The organism is Rathayibacter sp. PhB152, assembly GCF_003751395.1.
GTDB classification, from domain to species: Bacteria; Actinomycetota; Actinomycetes; order Actinomycetales; family Microbacteriaceae; genus Rathayibacter; species Rathayibacter festucae.
In genome coordinates, this window is the sequence record NZ_RJUT01000001.1 from 570,833 (window position 1) to 585,454 (window position 14,622).

Below are 14,622 nucleotides of genomic sequence, written 5' to 3' on the forward strand. Positions count from 1 at the left end.
TCGGGTCTCGGTGACGTCGGGTCTCGGCGACGCCGGCTCGCGGCGAGCCCTAGCTCATGGCGAACTCGACGTTCTTCTGCGCCTCCTCCAGCGCCGAGGCGGGGTCCGCACCGCCGATGATCTGCGTGATCGCGGCGCTCACGGCGTCGCGGCCCTCGTAGTAGTAGGCGCCGGTGTTGTTGCTCGGCACCTCGGCGCCGAACTCGGCGACCTCGGCGAAGATCGGCTGGCCGGCGAAGAACTCGTTCGGCTGCTCGTAGGCGGTCGAGGAGCCGGCGGGCAGCCAGTTCGCGACGGCGCCGGACTTCGGCAGGATCGTGTCGTAGAGCTCGGTCGAGCCGGCGAAGGTCGAGGCGAGGAAGTCGGCCGCGAGGTCGACGTCGGCGTTCGCGCTGATCGCCCAGGACGATCCGCCGCTGGCCGTGTAGTTGGTCGCGCCGGAGATGCCGTCGAGCGAGGGGACGTTCGTGATCGCCCAGTCACCGGCCTGGTCCTCGGCGGTCTGGATGGAGCCGACGATCCAGACGCCCTGGATGGTGCCGCCGACGGAGCCGTTCACGAAGGTGCCGAGGTACTCGTCCCACGAGTTGACCTCGACGAAGACGCCCGAGTCGACGAGCTGCTTGTAGACGTCGATCGCGGCGAGCAGTGCGTCGTTGTCGGTGATGGTGGGGTTGCCCTCGTCGTCGAAGAGGCTGGCTCCGGCGCTCTGCAGCATCATCATGATCATGTCCGAGGAGCCGGCCTGGCCCGAGAGCAGCGGCGATCCGGTCTTCGCCAGGACGTCCTTGCCCTTGGTGAGGAACTCCTCCCAGGTGATGTCGGTGAAGTCGTCGATCGTGTAGCCGGCCGCCTCGAGGACGTCGGTGCGCAGCGCGGTGACGGCGGTGCCCGAGTCGAACGGCACGCCGTAGTGCACGTCGTCGAGGGTCGAGTAGGCGGCGACGGCCTCGGGGAACTCCGCGAAGTCGACGGCGTCGGCGGGCAGCTCGCTGAAGATCTCGGGGTAGTTGACGAGGTTCTTCTGGAACGCGTTGTTCTGCATCAGGAAGACGTCGGGCAGCTCCTCGTACTGCTGCGACTGGGCCAGGGTGGTCAGCTTGGGCTGCAGGTCGTCCCAGGGGGTCTCGATGATGTCCAGCTTGAAGTCCGGGTGGTCCTTCTGGTAGATCTTCTCGGCCTCCTCGAGGGCCGCGATGTTGAACACCGGGTCCCAGGCCCAGACGCTGAGCGTCTCGTCGCCGTCGCCTCCGCCGGCGGCGTTCCCGCCACCGCCGCCGCCGGCCGCGCAGGCGCTCAGCGCGAGGACGAGGGGCAGGGAGACGGCCACGACGGTCGTGAACTTCTTGGAGCTTCTTCGCACGGATTCGTTCCTTCTGTGTGGGTGGGGTGCTGCTGCGGATGCAGTGGTGCTGCGGAGTGCAGTGGTGCTGCGGGAGAGAAGACAGTGGTGCTGCGGGAGGGAGGAGGAGGGCGCTCGGGCTCAGCCGAGCGGCTGCCAGGGCCCGTACGGGTCGCCCGGGGCCTGGTTGCGGGTCCACCACTTCGCGCGGTAGCGCTGGCCCTGGTGGACGACGACGTCGCCGGTGTCGAAGATGCGCGAGGCGGTCCAGACCGCGGTGCCGTCGGGTGCGGTCGCGAGCTGCTGCCACGGGCCGTTCGGGTCGCCGGGGGTCTGGTTGCTGGTCCACCACGACGCCCGCCAGAGCGAGCCCTGGAAGAGGACCGTGTCGCCCTGCTGATAGACGGAGGTCGCCGACCAGGAGGCCGCGGCCTGGCGGCGGAGAGCCAGCGCGTCGACCGTCAGTCCGGCGCCGCCGGGGCCGCTCGCCAGGATCGAGACCGTCGCGGTGCCGGCCGGCAGCGAGAACTCCGCCGAGCGCACGTCGGCCCAGCCGCTGGTCGCGGGGATCTCGGTGCGGTGCTCGACGCCGTCCGCGCCGGTGACCACGATCCGCGCGGAGTCGAGTCCGCCCGGCCGGTCCGCGCGGAGCGACAGGGTGTAGACGCCCGCGGGGACCTCGTCCTGCTGCTGCACGCCGCCCGAGAAGGCCTGCGCCGCGCCGAGCCGGAGCGCGAAGCGCGAGCCGTCGGCGCCGGGCGAGGGGTTCGAGACGAAGCCGGTGGTCGTCGAGGCGGGGTCGGTGGTCTGCGTCCAGCCGGTGACGGTGGTCACCGCGATCCGGTCGGCGGCGAAGTCGGGGTTGAGGATCCAGTTGTTGCCGGCGCCGACCTGCCACTCGCCGGAGCGGGCGTTGAGGTCCCACTCGCTCAGCGACTCGAAGCGGACGTCCGCGCCGGTCCCGCTGAGCGGCAGCCACTGGTTGTAGCCGAGGCCGTTCCAGGCGAAGTCGGCCCAGCGGTCGCCGGCGTAGATCACGGTGTCCTGCTCGGTGCCCTGCACCGTCAGGAAGAAGCCGCTCTGCGTGACGTGGCTGTAGTCCTTCTCGGTGCCGGGGAGGACGTACATGCTCGAGTACGGCCCCTGGATCCGGCCCTCGAGCGAGCGCACGAGGTAGGTCTGCGAGGTGTTCCAGCCGTGCAGGTCCGAGCTCGCGACGTAGTACTGGCCGTCGAGCTTGAACATCGCGTTGCCCTCGCGGCCGGCGCCGCGGTAGACCTCGACGGCCGTCTCGACCGAGAGCGAGTCGGTGTCGCTGATCCGGCCCACGTAGGTCCGGCTGCGGCCGTCGCGGTAGGAGAAGACGAGGTAGTCCGCGCCGTCGTCGTCGGTGAAGACGGTCTGGTCGCCGGTGCCCTGCTCCCAGCCGGGCTTGCTCGGGTTCCGGTAGACGCCGGGGATGTGGGTCTGCAGGTTCGCGTACTCGAAGTCGGCGACGGGCGAGTCGCCGCTGAGGAAGAGGACTCCGGCGTTGGTGACGCGGGCGGGGTCGGGGCTCTCGAACTGGGTGAGCAGGACGTACTTCCCGGTCTGCTCGTTGTAGGCGACGCCGAGCCGGCCGATCCAGACCGCGTCGGCGAGGGTGTCCATGTCCGAGAAGTAGGTGCCCGTGACGTCCTTCGATGCGGGGATGTGCAGCACGGTGTCCTTCGTGGCGACGTCGTTCTCGAAGGTCCAGTTCACGAGGTCCTCGGAGGAGTACGCGGTGACCGCGACGAAGTCGCCCTCGCCGGCCCGGGTGTAGGTGCGGGTCGGGGAGTCGTAGTAGAGCTGCGAGCCGGTGTACTCCACGCCGTACCAGTAGTAGCGGTCGCCGAAGCGGAAGATCCCGCCGCCCTGGGAGAAGATCGGGTCGCCCGCGGTGTCGAGCCAGAACCGGTTGTTCTCGATCGTCTGAAGGGTGCCGTCGGCGAGCGGGAAGAGGGCGGCGGCGGTGGTCTGCAGGCCGTTCTTCGCGGCGACGACGGCCGCGGCGCTCGCTCCGGCGTCGTCGAGGACCTCGCCCGCGGTGACGGTCGCCGCGGCGAAGGGCGCCCAGGACGCGGCGGTGTAGGCGGAGGGGACCCGGGTGCGGTACTCGTCGAGGCGCTCGCGCAGCCCGGAGATCCGGACGAGGCCGGTCTCGGCCGTCTCGAGGGCGCTGCGGGCGGAGAGCAGGGCGGCGTCGGTCGAGGCGGCGTCGTCGCGGGCGGCGGTCGCGGTCGCGACGGCGGCCGAGAAGGGGGCCCAGGAAGCCGCGGTGAAGTCCGGAGCGGCGAGGGCGCTCAGCCGGTCGAGCGCGGCGGCGAGGCGGGCGCGCTCGTCGACGAGCACGGTGCTGGTGAACTCGGCGGACGCGTGGTTGATGAAGCCGACCGTGACGACGCGGAGGACGTGGTCGCCGGGGGCGAGCCCGGTGAAGGACGCGATCGGGACCGTCGTGGTCGATCGGGCGCCGCGGTAGTCGGCCGAGCCGATCTTCACGCCGTCGACGAAGACGTCGGCGGTGCCGTTGGTGGTGGCCTTCCGGCCCGAGAGGGCGACCGTCTCGCCGGTGAAGGCGATCTCGAAGGCCGCGCCGCCGGTCGCCCAGGTGTGCGTGCTGTTCTTCGACCAGGCGCCCTCGTAGAAGGTGGCGTTCGGCGTGCCGCGCACGGTCGTGGTCTCGGTGAAGGCGACCGTCGTCGTCCGGATCTCGGCGGCCTCGGCGGTCTGCCCGGCGAGGGGCGACTGGCCGGCGAGCACGAGCAGCCCGGCGAGCAGAGCAGCGATCAGGGCGGGGAGCCGCCTCGTCGTCGTACGCGTCATGTCGTGCCTCCGTCGTCGCAGGTCCACTTGGTACAGCGCTGTACCACGAACGCGAATCTAGCCTGGAGGATCCTGTGAGGGCAAGGAGACTTTTCTCTGATCAGCGTGTCGTGCCGCGGGCGACGACCTGCGACCGGGCGAAGAGCGTGGTCGCGGGAGCCTCCACCCGGTCGATCCGCGCGACCAGCCGCTCGAGCGCCGTGCGGGCGATCCACTCGATCCGCGAGTCCATCGAGGTGAGCGGCGGGGAGAGGAACGCGGACTCCTCGATGTCGTCGAAGCCGATCACCTGCACCTCGTCCGGGATGCGCAGTCCGCCCTCCCGCAGGGCCGAGATCGCGCCGGTCGCGAGGACGTCGTTGAAGCAGACCAGGCCGTCGAACGGCACCCCCGCCTCGACGAGCGCGCGGGCGACCCGGAAGCCGGAGCCGATCGTCCAGTCGTAGCCCGTGACGCCGACCAGGCGCGGATCGAGCGCGCGACCTGCGGCGGCGAGCTCCTCGACGACCCCGCGCAGGCGCTGCTCGGCGTTCCCCTCGCGGGCCGCGCCGATGCGGCCGGCGTCGAAGGGCGAGTGCGCGCCGACGACGGCCAGCGCGGTGCTGCCGCGTGCGAGGAGGTGCGCCGTGGCCGCGCGGGCGTCGGCGACGTCGTCGGTCGTCACCCGGTCCACCAGCTCGTAGGTGTCGCGGGTCCCGAGGCAGACCAGGGGGTACTCGACGGCGAGCGCCGAGCGGTCGAGGGTCTCGTGCTCGGACAGCGAGAGGAGCAGCCCGTCGGTGAGCTGCGAGTTGAAGCGCTGCAGCAGCCGGCGCGAGCCGTCCCCGCCGTCGTCGGGGTAGGTCGTGACGGAGACCGCGAGGTCCATGTCGCGGGCGGTCTCGATGACCGCCTCCGCCAGCTCGGCGAGGTAGGCGGCCTTCAGGGTCGGCACGGCGAGCGTCACCGCGTCGGTTCGTCCGCGGGTCAGATTGCGGGCTGCGACGTTCACCGTGTAGCCGAGCTCCTCGACCGCGGCCCGGACGCGCTCCCGCGTGCCGTCCGCCATCCGGCCCGTGCCGTTGACCGCGTTCGACGCCGTCTTCAGCGAGACCCCGGCGCGCTCGGCGACCGACTCGAGCGTCGCCTTCCGGCGCGGTGGGGCCATGTCGTCGCGCCTTCCGTCGTCCCGGGCGGTCCGCCTGCGCCCTCCCCATGGATACACCACGGCTCGGATCCCGTCCTGCGCGAGGGCCGAGGTCAACCCTCCCCGGCGCACGGAGCGCGCTGGAGGAGAGCGGCGGATACTGGAGGGGCACCCGATAGCAGACAGATGTCGGACTGCGCGGAGCGCGGCCCGGCGAAGGAGGAATCGTGAAGGCACTGCGCTACACCACCGTCGGACAGGCCCCCGAGGTCGTCGAGATCGAGAAGCCCGTGCCCGGGCCGGGCGAGATCCTGCTGAAGGTGACCGCCGCCGGCGTCTGCCACTCCGACGACTACGTGATGAGCCTCCCCGAGGAGGACTACCTCGCCCAGCACTACCCGCTGCCGCTGACCCTCGGCCACGAGGGCGCCGGCGTGATCGAGGAGTTCGGCCCCGGCGTCGAGACCGGCCTGCAGATCGGCGAGGCCGTCGCCGTCTACGGACCGTGGGGCTGCGGCCACTGCCTCAACTGCTCGCGCGGCGCGGAGAACTACTGCACCAACGCCGAGGCGGAGGGCATCCGCCCGCCCGGCCTCGGCAACCAGGGCTCGATGGCGGAGTACATGATCGTCGACGACGTCCGCCACCTGATCCCGATCGGCGACCTCGACCCGGTGAAGAACGTCTCGCTCACCGACGCCGGGCTCACGCCGTACCACGCGATCAAGCGCAGCCTCCCGAAGCTCGGCGCGGGCACCTTCGCCGTCGTCATCGGCTCGGGCGGGCTCGGCCACGTCGGCATCCAGATCCTCAAGGCGCTCTCCGGCGCGACGGTGATCGTGCTCGACGTCAGCGAGGAGAAGCTGGAGCTGGCGAAGCACGTCGGAGCGGACGTCACGCTGATCAGCGACTCCTCCGCAGCCGAGAAGATCCGCGAGATCACCGGCGGGCTGGGCGCGGACGCCGTGTTCGACTTCGTCGGCGCCGGCCCGACCATCGCGACGGCCACCGCGGTCGCCGCCGTCGAGTCGGACGTCACCATCGTCGGCATCGGCGGCGGCCAGGCGACCGTCGGCTTCGGCACGATCGCCTACGACGCGGCCCTGCGGATCCCCTACTGGGGCTCCCGCAGCGAGCTGATCGAGGTCTTCGAGCTCGCCAAGGCGGGCCGCATCGACGTCGAGGTCCAGCAGTACGCCCTCGCCGACGCGCCCCAGGCCTACGCCGACCTGCACGACGGCACCGTCCGCGGCCGCGCGGTCATCGTCCCGTAGGCCGCGACTCGCGGAGCGGTGGATCTCGATACGCCCGCTGCGCGGCCTACTCGACCAGCATGGAGGGGCCGCCCCTGCGAGGCCCGCGGTCAGCACCAACCATGCTGGTCGAGTAGCCCGCAGGGCGTATCGAGACCCGCCCACCCGTCTAGCCTTCGAGGATGCGCTCCCGGCTCCTGCACGCCCGCGAATCGTTCTGGTTCCTGCCCACCCTGTTCGGCGTCCTCGCGATCGCCCTGGCGTTCGGGCTGATCGAGCTCGACCGGCTGCTCATCCGCGCGGGCATCCAGGACCTCCCCCTCGTCGAGGACCTCTCCGCCACCGGCGGCCGGGCGATCCTCTCCGCGATCGGCGGCACGATGCTCGGGGTCGCCGCGACCTCGTTCTCGATCACGATCTCCGTCCTCGCCACCACGTCCTCCGCCTACGGGCCCCGGCTGGTCCGCAACTTCATGGCCGACCGCGGCAACCAGGTCGTCCTCGCGGTGCTGACCTCGACGTTCCTCTACTCGCTGATCGTGCTCCGCTCGGTGCACACCGAGGAGGACGCGACCCTCGCCTTCGTGCCCGTCGTCGCGGTCGGCTTCGCCGTGGTGCTGGCCGTCGGCGACGTCGCGGTGCTGGTCTACTTCATCCACCACATCGCCCTGTCGGTGCAGGTGACCACGCTGCAGAAGCGCGTGCTCGGCGAGCTCGAGGACGTCATCGCGGAGCTGTCGGGCGACGAGGACGAGCCGGACCGCCGCGAGGAGCCCTTCCCCGCCGGCGGTGTCGTGCTGACGGCACCCCGCTCCGGCTACGTCGAGCAGCTCGAGTTCGAGCGCCTCGTCGCGCTCGGCGCCCGCCACGACGCGGTGCTGCGGATGCTCGCCTCACCCGGCGACCACGTGCTCGCCGGCGACCCCGTGCTCGAGCTCGTCGGCGGGAGCGACCTCGAGGAGGCGGCGCTCGCCGCGGTCGTGATCGCCGACGCGCGCACCCCGCACCAGGACCTCCGCTACGCCGTGCAGCAGGTCGTCGAGATCGGCGTGCGCGGCCTCGCGACCGGCACCAACGACCCGTACACCGCGGTCAGCGCGCTCGACGCCCTGACCGGCGCGCTCGTCGAGCTCTGCCGGGGCGACGGCCCGCGCACCCGATTCCGCGACACCGACGGCGTCGCCCGGCTGTGGTGCACCTGGCCGACCGCCGCGGACCTCCTGGCCGAGGTCTACCTCGCCCTGCGCGCCTACGCGCTGGACCAGCCGCTCGTCGTCCGCGCCGGCCTCCGCCTGGCGCAGCGCCTCGAGCCCGTCGCCCGCGGCACCGCGCGCACCGAGCTGCACCGCCAGCTCGAGGCCTTCGCCGGCGCCTACGACGCCGCCGACCGCGACGCGCTCGAGGCCCCCGTGGTCCGCCGCGACCTGGCCGAGCTGGGCGCGCGCCTGTCCGCCGTGGAGTCCGCGCGCAGCTGAGGTCCAGCTGCGCCGCACGATCCGTGCCGTTCTGCCGCGCCGGTGTCAGAGGTTGGGCGCGAGCGTGGCCGGGGTGCGACCCTGTCCGGGCTCGACCCCCGTACCCCGCTCGCCACCCCTGAGGAGCACCCGTGTCCCGTCCTCGCCCCCGGCCTCTCCGCTCCCGCCGTCGCCACCGCGGCCCCGCGGCCGCCGCCTCCGTCCTGATGACCGTCGCGCTGTTCGGCGCGGCGGCGACCACCGCTCAGGCCGCTGATCCCGCCCCGACGCCGTCCACTTCGCAGACCGTCTCACCCGCGTCGTCCCAGGCGCCTGCGGTCGAGCATCCCGCCGTGGAGGTGAGCGTCGTAGGGTCGTTCCTCGTCGAACCGGGTCGTCCGATCGGGGTCGGTACCCGGGTGAATTTCACGTATCGCTGGACGAACACCGGTGATGTGCCTCTCCGTGGTCTTCACGTCACTCCGACGCTCGCCGTCGGAGCTGTCTCGGAAGTGGTCTACGAGAGGACGATCGAACAGGAGGAGCTCGACAGGGGATACATGTTGATGGCGGGAACGTCCGGCAGCCTGACCACTCCTGGGGGCGCGGAGGCCGAGTACGACCTCGACGAGACGAGGCTCCGAATACCTCCCGTCGGTCCGCAACGAGAGGCCGCCGTCGAGCGTCCGAGTCTGACGATCACCGTCACCGGGAAGTACCTCATCAAGCAGGGCGAGACGGTGCAGGTCGGCACACCGGTGCAGTACACCCTGCACCTCGCGAACACCGGCGACGTCCCGCTCACCCTGGCCGGCACGCAGATCGAACCGGGGCGGTCGACGGACGTCGTCCAGAACAGGACGGTTACGCAGGAGGACCTCGACAGGGGGTATGCGGAGACCGCAGGGAGCCTCGGGCAGATCCCCACTCCCAACGGCTCGTACTCGAGACCCGGCTACTCCTACCGTCTGCCGATCCCCGCCGCGACGCCGACTCCCACCCCGACTCCCACCCCGACTCCGACTCCGACTCCGACGTCCGCTCCGTCGGCGGGACCCGTGGTCGAGCATCCCGGGATGACGATCACCGTCACCGGCAAGTTCCTCATCAAGCCGGGCGAGACGGTGCAGGTCGGCGTTCCGGTGCAGTACACGCTGCATGTCGCGAACACCGGCGACGTCCCGCTCACCCTGGCCGGCACCCGGATCGAGCCGGGGCGGTCGACGGACGTCGTCCAGAACAGGACGGTCACGCAGCAGGATCTCGACAGGGGATACGCGGAGACCGCGGGGAGCTTCGGCCGGATCCCCACTCCCACCGGCTCGTACGCGAGTCCCGACTACTCCTATCGTCTGCCGATCCCCGCCGTGACGCCGACCCCTGCGCCGACTCCGACTGCCACGCCCACATCCACGCCGACGCCCACGCCGACACCGACCCCCGCGGTCGAGCACCCCGCGGTGCCCGGGCTCGCCGGCCGCGTCGCCGGCTCGCCCGTCCTCGCTCCGGGGGAGAAGCCGAGGATCGGCACGAGGGTGACGTGGACCGTGACGGTCACCAACACCGGCGACGTCGAGCTGCAGGACGTGCGGCTGCGCGGCGGGAAGGAGCGGGTCTTCCTCGCGCCGGGCGAGACCCGGACCCTCACCCGGTCGACGACGCTGTCGGCGCACGATCTCGAGACGAGGCGCGTCTCGAGCATCACCCAGGTGTCGGGCCGCACTCCGGAGGGAGCGCTCGTCCACCTGGAGGTCCGGGGAGCCCGCCTGATCCGCCTCCCGTAGACGGGCACGCAGCGGACTCACGAGGCCGGCGGCACACCCGTCGAGCCGCACCCCGTGCTGGTCGAGTGCCGCGCAGCGTCGTCTCGAGCGGCGAAGTCGCTTCGCGTCTCGGTGGTGAGGGAAAGGACGCGCGGCGCCCCTTTCATGCTGGTCGAGTAGCCCCGCAGGGGCGTATCGAGACCCACCACCGTCAGCAGGGCGGTTCTGCAGACTCGCGTTCCGACGGTGGTGGATCTCGATACGCCCGCTCCGCGGGCTACTCGATCAGCATGGTTCTCCCATCCGTATGAAGTGATCTTTTACGAGGAGACCGCGCGTCAGCGCAGCGGCGCCGTCGACGAGCGCAGCACCAGGCGGGCGGTGACCGCGGTCCGCTCCTGGCGCTCGCCGGTGCGGATGCGCGCGGCCAGCATCTGCAGGGCCTTCTCGCCCAGCAGCTGGTGGTCGAGGTGCATCGTCGTCAGCGGCGGCGAGTAGTACGCGGAGTCCGGCATGTCGTCGACGCCGACGATCGAGTAGTCGCCGGGCGCCGTCCGGCCGCGCTCCGCCATCGCGCGGAGGAAGCCGAGCGCGATCTGGTCGTTGGCGGCCGAGACCGCGGTGAAGGACTGCGGATCGACGGCCCGGCCCTGCGCGGCTCCCGACTCGGCGTCCCACTCCGCACAGCGCAGCACCTCGAGCGGGGCGACCCCCGCCTCCGTCAGCGCCGCCAGGTAGCCGCGCTCGCGGTCGACGGCCTCGTTGCGGTCGCCCGGGCCCGCGAGGTGCAGGATCCGCCGGTGCCCGAGCTCGAGCAGGTGCCGGGTGCCGAGGTAGCCGGCGCCGTAGGAGTCGGCGTAGGTCGAGTCGCCCGCGGGGCCGCCGCGCTCGGAGCGCGTCACGACCGGCACCGAGGCGGCGATGTACTCGACCAGCTCGTCGAGTCCGCCGTAGGGCGTGCCGACGATGATCCCGTCGACCTGGAAGGAGAGCAGCTTGTCGACCGCGTGCCGCATCTCCTCGCGGGCGCCGGGGGCGTCCGGCCCGACCTCGAGCAGGGCCGTGATCAGCGAGAGCCCTTCGGCGCGCGCCGCCCGGCTCACTCCGGTCAGCAGCTCGGAGTGCCCGTAGTTCAGCGGCCCCATCGCGAGGAAGCCGACGGTGTCGGTGCGCTGGACCCGGAGGTTCCGGGCGACGCGGTTGTGCCGGTAGCCGAGCTCGGCGATGGCCGCCTCGATCCGCACCCGCGTCGCCGGAGCGACGTAGCCACCGGTGAAGAAGCGGGAGACGGTCTGCGCCGAGACCTCCGCATGCCGCCCGACGTCGGCCATGCTCGGCCGTGCGCGGGGCGGGAACGTGCTCGACATCGAGGCTCCCTCCCTGGCGGCGACCCGCTCACTCTACTGAGCCGGTTCCGGGCCGATCGCCGTTACCCGATCGTGACCCATCAACCGGTTGCGCGCATTGTCGCCCGAATGTGTTATCGATAACGTATCCCTCATCCACCGCCGCTGGAGCTCCAGTCCGGCCCCGATCGGCGGATCCGACGTCGATGTCGCGCTGCTGCGATGTCGAGCAGCGAAAGGACGCGAAGATGCGTGCTCTGACCCGTTCCAGTGCTCTGACCCGATCGGTCGCCCTCGCCACGGGCGCCCTCCTCCTCGCAGGCCTGGCCGGCTGCTCCGCGGGCGGCGGCGACTCCGGCGGGAAGACCGAGATCACCTGGTTCAAGCTCACCGAGTCGGCCGACTCCGCGAACGCGACGATCAACGAGATCGTCAGCGACTTCGAGGAGGCGAACCCCGACATCACCGTCAAGGTCGAGCAGCGGGCGGTGGACGCGCACAAGGACGCGCTGCGCACCACGCTCGGCACGAGCGGCGCCCCCGACCTCTTCTTCTCCTGGGCCGGCCCGGGTCTCGGCGGCGAGTTCATCGACGCCGGCGCGAGCCTGGACCTGAAGGAGTACTACGACGAGTACGGCTGGGCCGACCGCTTCTCCGACACCACGATGTCCACCGTCACCCAGTACGGCGGCTACGACGGCGTGCCGTACACCCAGCGCACCGAGGCGGTCTTCTACAACAAGGACCTCTTCGAGCAGGCCGGCATCGACGCCGCGCCCACCAGCTACGACGAGCTGGTCGAGGACGCCGGGAAGCTGAAGGACGCGGGCATCACCCCGTTCGAGTTCGGCGGCACCGTCAACTGGCACGTGATGCGCCTGCTCGACAGCCTGCTCGAGACCGAGTGCGGCGCCGACGGCTACCAGGCCCTCGTCACCGGCGAGGCGAGCTGGGCCGACGAGTCCTGCGTCACCGACACCTTCACCGAGTTCGCCACCTGGACGAAGGACTACGTCAACGACGGCTTCATCTCGATCAACAACGACGAGTCGAGCTCGCTCTTCTTCGCCGGCAAGGCGGCCATGGCGATCGAGGGTGACTGGTTCAACCAGCAGATCCGCGACGCCGGCATGTCCGAGGACTCGGTCGGCATCTTCGCCTTCCCCACGGGCACCGACCGCATCTACGGCTTCAACGAGAACAACTACATCTCCGCGAACTCGGAGCACGCCGACGAGGCCGCGAAGTTCCTCGACTACCTGACCTCGCCCGAGGCGCAGGCCACGTTCATCGCCACCTTCGGCAGCCGCTCGGTCAACGTCGACGTCACCCCCGAGGACCAGAGCGCCTTCGACGCCCTCTGGAACCCGATCACCGAGGCGGCGACCGGCGTCTACATGAACAACGACCAGAACCTCTCGCAGTCGCAGACCACCGAGTACTGGCGCATCCAGAACCTGGTCGCGACCGGCGACCTCGACCCGGCCGACGCCGGCGCCGAGTTCCAGAAGTTCATCGACCAGCAGTGACGCCCGGGGCGGAGGGGGCCGCGTGTCCCCTCCGCCCGAGCGCCGCCGTGCCCGAGCACCCCGCGTCCGAGACGTCCGAGAGGTCCGCCATGACGACATCCACCCCCGCCCGCCCGCGGCAGTCCGCGCCGGAGCAGCCGCGGAGGAAGCATCCGCGCCGCCGCGCCCTCGCCCGCTTCGGCGGCACCGGCTTCGTCGCCGCCCTGCCGTTCCTCGCGCCGGCGCTCGCCGCCTACCTCGTCTTCGTGGTCGGCCCCTCGCTCGAGTCGGTGCGGCTCAGCTTCTTCGAGTGGTCCGGCTTCCAGGGCGCCCCGCAGGTCTTCGTCGGACTGCAGAACTACGTCCGCATCTTCACCCAGGACCCGGTGTTCTGGACCGCGTTCTCGAACACCCTGATCTGGGTGGTGCTGTCGCTCTTCATCCCGGTCGGCCTCGGGCTGGTGATGGCGCTGGCGCTGAACCGCCCGCTGTTCGGGCGCAACGCCTTCCGCTCGCTCTTCTACATCCCGGGCGTGCTCGCCCCGATCGCCATCGCGAACATGTGGCGCTGGATGTACAACCCGAACTACGGCGTGGGCGTGAACCTCGCGCAGCTGTTCGACCTGCCGTGGCTGGCCGAGGTGCAGTGGCTGGGCGACAAGAACCTCGCGCTCTACTCGATCTTCGCGGCCTTCGTCTGGCAGATCGCGGGCACGAACATGGTGCTCTTCCTCGCCGGCCTGCAGAGTGTCTCGCCCGACCACGTCGAGGCGGCCCGGCTCGACGGCGCGAACGCCTGGCAGGTGTTCCGCAACGTGACGATCCCGGCGCTGCGGCCGACCACGGTCATCGTCGTCGTCCTCACGATCATCAACTCGATCAAGGTGTTCGACCTGATCGTCGGCATGACCGGCGGCGGCCCGGCGCAGCAGACGCAGGTGCTCGCGCTGTGGTCGTTCCAGCAGTCCTTCAACAACCACGAGTACGGCCAGGGCAACGCGATCGCCACGGTCCTGCTCGTGATCACCCTCGTCATCGTCGTCCCGTACATGGTGTGGACGGCTCGTCAGGAGAAGAACTCATGAGCGTCACGAGCATCCCGACCAGCTCACCCGGCCTGGTCGCGCCGCCCAAGCGCACCCGCCGCCCGGTCGGCGGCCGCGACTGGATCCGGATCGGCCTCTGGATCGCGCTGGTCTTCGCCGTCCTGATCTGGGCCGTCCCGCTGATCTTCATGGTCTTCACCTCGCTGAAGAGCGAGGCCGACATCTTCAGCACTCCGGCCTTCGTGCCGCCGTGGTCGCCCGACTTCGGCAACTACGTCGAGGCGCTCGACCGCGGCAATCTGCTCACGGCGGGCGGCAACAGCCTGATCATCGCGCTCTTCAAGGTGCCGATCGGCCTGTTCATCTCGGCGGCCGCCGCCTTCGCGCTGGCCCGGATGCGGTTCCGCCGGCAGCGACTGCTGATGGGCGTGATCGCGCTCGGCGCGATGGTCCCGATCCAGGTCGCGATCGCGCCGCTCTTCCAGGTCATCAACGGGCTGGGGCTGCTGAGCAGCAATTTCGGCATCATCCTGCCGTACATCGCGTTCGGCCTGCCGTACCAGACCTTCATCCTCTACGGCTTCTTCCGCCAGATCCCCGAGGAGATCGACGAGAGCGCGCGGATCGACGGCGCCGGCAACTGGCGGCTGTTCCTGACGATCATCCTGCCGCTGGCCCGCCCGGCCCTCGCCGCGCTGTTCATCCTCGACTTCGTCTCCACCTGGAACGAGTACTCCATCGCGCTCGCGCTGCTGCAGAGCCAGGACTCCTGGACGATCCCGCTCGCGCTGCAGGGCTTCCAGTCGCAGTTCACCAGCTCGTACGGGCCGCTGAACGCCTTCACCATCATGTCCGTGTTCCCCGTGCTGATCGTCTACCTGATGTTCCAGCGCTACTTCGTCGAGGGCGCCTTCGCCGGCGCCGTGAAGGGCTGACC

Annotated in this window: 10 protein-coding genes; 6 read left to right on the forward strand and 4 right to left on the reverse strand. The window is 70.9% G+C overall.

Features of this window, described 5'->3' with window-relative positions:
* Nucleotides 1-49: 49 nt before the first annotated feature.
* The 3 genes from EDF36_RS02515 to EDF36_RS02525 all read right to left on the reverse strand — a co-directional run bounded on the left by EDF36_RS02515 (nt 50) and on the right by EDF36_RS02525 (nt 5,336).
* A complete protein-coding gene (locus tag EDF36_RS02515) occupies nt 50-1,363 on the reverse strand; it encodes an extracellular solute-binding protein (protein WP_123731764.1) in 1,314 nt (437 codons plus the stop codon).
* A gap of 120 nt (nt 1,364-1,483) precedes the next feature.
* Nucleotides 1,484-4,189: a carbohydrate-binding protein gene (locus EDF36_RS02520; RefSeq protein WP_123731765.1), complete on the reverse strand. Its 2,706-nt coding sequence runs from the start codon at nt 4,187-4,189 to the stop codon at nt 1,484-1,486.
* A 100-nt stretch (nt 4,190-4,289) separates the two neighbouring features.
* Nucleotides 4,290-5,336 carry a LacI family DNA-binding transcriptional regulator gene (locus EDF36_RS02525; RefSeq protein WP_123731766.1) on the reverse strand — a complete coding sequence of 349 codons (1,047 nt, stop codon included), beginning with the start codon at nt 5,334-5,336 and terminating at the stop codon, nt 4,290-4,292.
* A 206-nt stretch (nt 5,337-5,542) separates the two neighbouring features.
* On the opposite strand from EDF36_RS02525, the gene EDF36_RS02530 reads away from it, so the two are divergent.
* The 3 genes from EDF36_RS02530 (at nt 5,543) to EDF36_RS21110 (ending at nt 9,806) form a co-directional block, all read left to right on the forward strand.
* Entirely contained in the window at nt 5,543-6,589 is a 1,047-nt protein-coding gene (locus tag EDF36_RS02530) for an NAD(P)-dependent alcohol dehydrogenase (RefSeq protein ID WP_123731767.1), read from the forward strand.
* Nucleotides 6,590-6,750: 161 nt separating this feature from the next.
* Complete coding sequence (locus tag EDF36_RS02535) at nt 6,751-8,043, forward strand: DUF2254 domain-containing protein (RefSeq protein ID WP_123731768.1); 1,293 nt, start codon at nt 6,751-6,753, stop codon at nt 8,041-8,043.
* 545 nt (nt 8,044-8,588) lie between these two features.
* Nucleotides 8,589-9,806 (forward strand): hypothetical protein, encoded by a 1,218-nt coding sequence (locus EDF36_RS21110; protein ID WP_185020339.1) that lies wholly within the window; start codon nt 8,589-8,591, stop codon nt 9,804-9,806.
* Between the two features lie 317 nt (nt 9,807-10,123).
* On the opposite strand, the gene EDF36_RS02550 is transcribed toward EDF36_RS21110, so the two are convergent.
* Nucleotides 10,124-11,152 (reverse strand): LacI family DNA-binding transcriptional regulator, encoded by a 1,029-nt coding sequence (locus EDF36_RS02550; protein WP_123731771.1) that lies wholly within the window; start codon nt 11,150-11,152, stop codon nt 10,124-10,126.
* A 227-nt stretch (nt 11,153-11,379) separates the two neighbouring features.
* On the opposite strand from EDF36_RS02550, the gene EDF36_RS02555 reads away from it, so the two are divergent.
* The 3 genes from EDF36_RS02555 to EDF36_RS02565 all read left to right on the forward strand — a co-directional run bounded on the left by EDF36_RS02555 (nt 11,380) and on the right by EDF36_RS02565 (nt 14,620).
* Nucleotides 11,380-12,660: an ABC transporter substrate-binding protein gene (locus tag EDF36_RS02555; RefSeq protein ID WP_123731772.1), complete on the forward strand. Its 1,281-nt coding sequence runs from the start codon at nt 11,380-11,382 to the stop codon at nt 12,658-12,660.
* Between the two features lie 89 nt (nt 12,661-12,749).
* A complete protein-coding gene (locus EDF36_RS02560) occupies nt 12,750-13,724 on the forward strand; it encodes a carbohydrate ABC transporter permease (protein WP_123705725.1) in 975 nt (324 codons plus the stop codon).
* On the forward strand, nt 13,721-14,620 hold the full coding sequence (locus EDF36_RS02565) for a carbohydrate ABC transporter permease (RefSeq protein ID WP_123731773.1): 900 nt from the start codon (nt 13,721-13,723) through the stop codon (nt 14,618-14,620). Before EDF36_RS02560 ends, EDF36_RS02565 begins: the two co-directional genes overlap by 4 nt.
* Nucleotides 14,621-14,622: the final 2 nt, after the last annotated feature.

What these genes read in the sequence shown, in the direction of transcription:
- EDF36_RS02555 (WP_123731772.1), top strand. Translation starts at nt 11,380, where the DNA reads ATGCGTGCTCTGACCCGTTCCAGTGCTCTGACCCGATCGGTCGCCCTC.
- EDF36_RS21110 (WP_185020339.1), top strand. Translation starts at nt 8,589, where the DNA reads ATGGCGGGAACGTCCGGCAGCCTGACCACTCCTGGGGGCGCGGAGGCC.
- EDF36_RS02565 (WP_123731773.1), top strand. Translation starts at nt 13,721, where the DNA reads ATGAGCGTCACGAGCATCCCGACCAGCTCACCCGGCCTGGTCGCGCCG.
- EDF36_RS02525 (WP_123731766.1), bottom strand. Translation starts at nt 5,336, where the DNA reads ATGGCCCCACCGCGCCGGAAGGCGACGCTCGAGTCGGTCGCCGAGCGC.
- EDF36_RS02550 (WP_123731771.1), bottom strand. Translation starts at nt 11,152, where the DNA reads ATGTCGAGCACGTTCCCGCCCCGCGCACGGCCGAGCATGGCCGACGTC.
- EDF36_RS02520 (WP_123731765.1), bottom strand. Translation starts at nt 4,189, where the DNA reads ATGACGCGTACGACGACGAGGCGGCTCCCCGCCCTGATCGCTGCTCTG.
- EDF36_RS02560 (WP_123705725.1), top strand. Translation starts at nt 12,750, where the DNA reads ATGACGACATCCACCCCCGCCCGCCCGCGGCAGTCCGCGCCGGAGCAG.
- EDF36_RS02535 (WP_123731768.1), top strand. Translation starts at nt 6,751, where the DNA reads ATGCGCTCCCGGCTCCTGCACGCCCGCGAATCGTTCTGGTTCCTGCCC.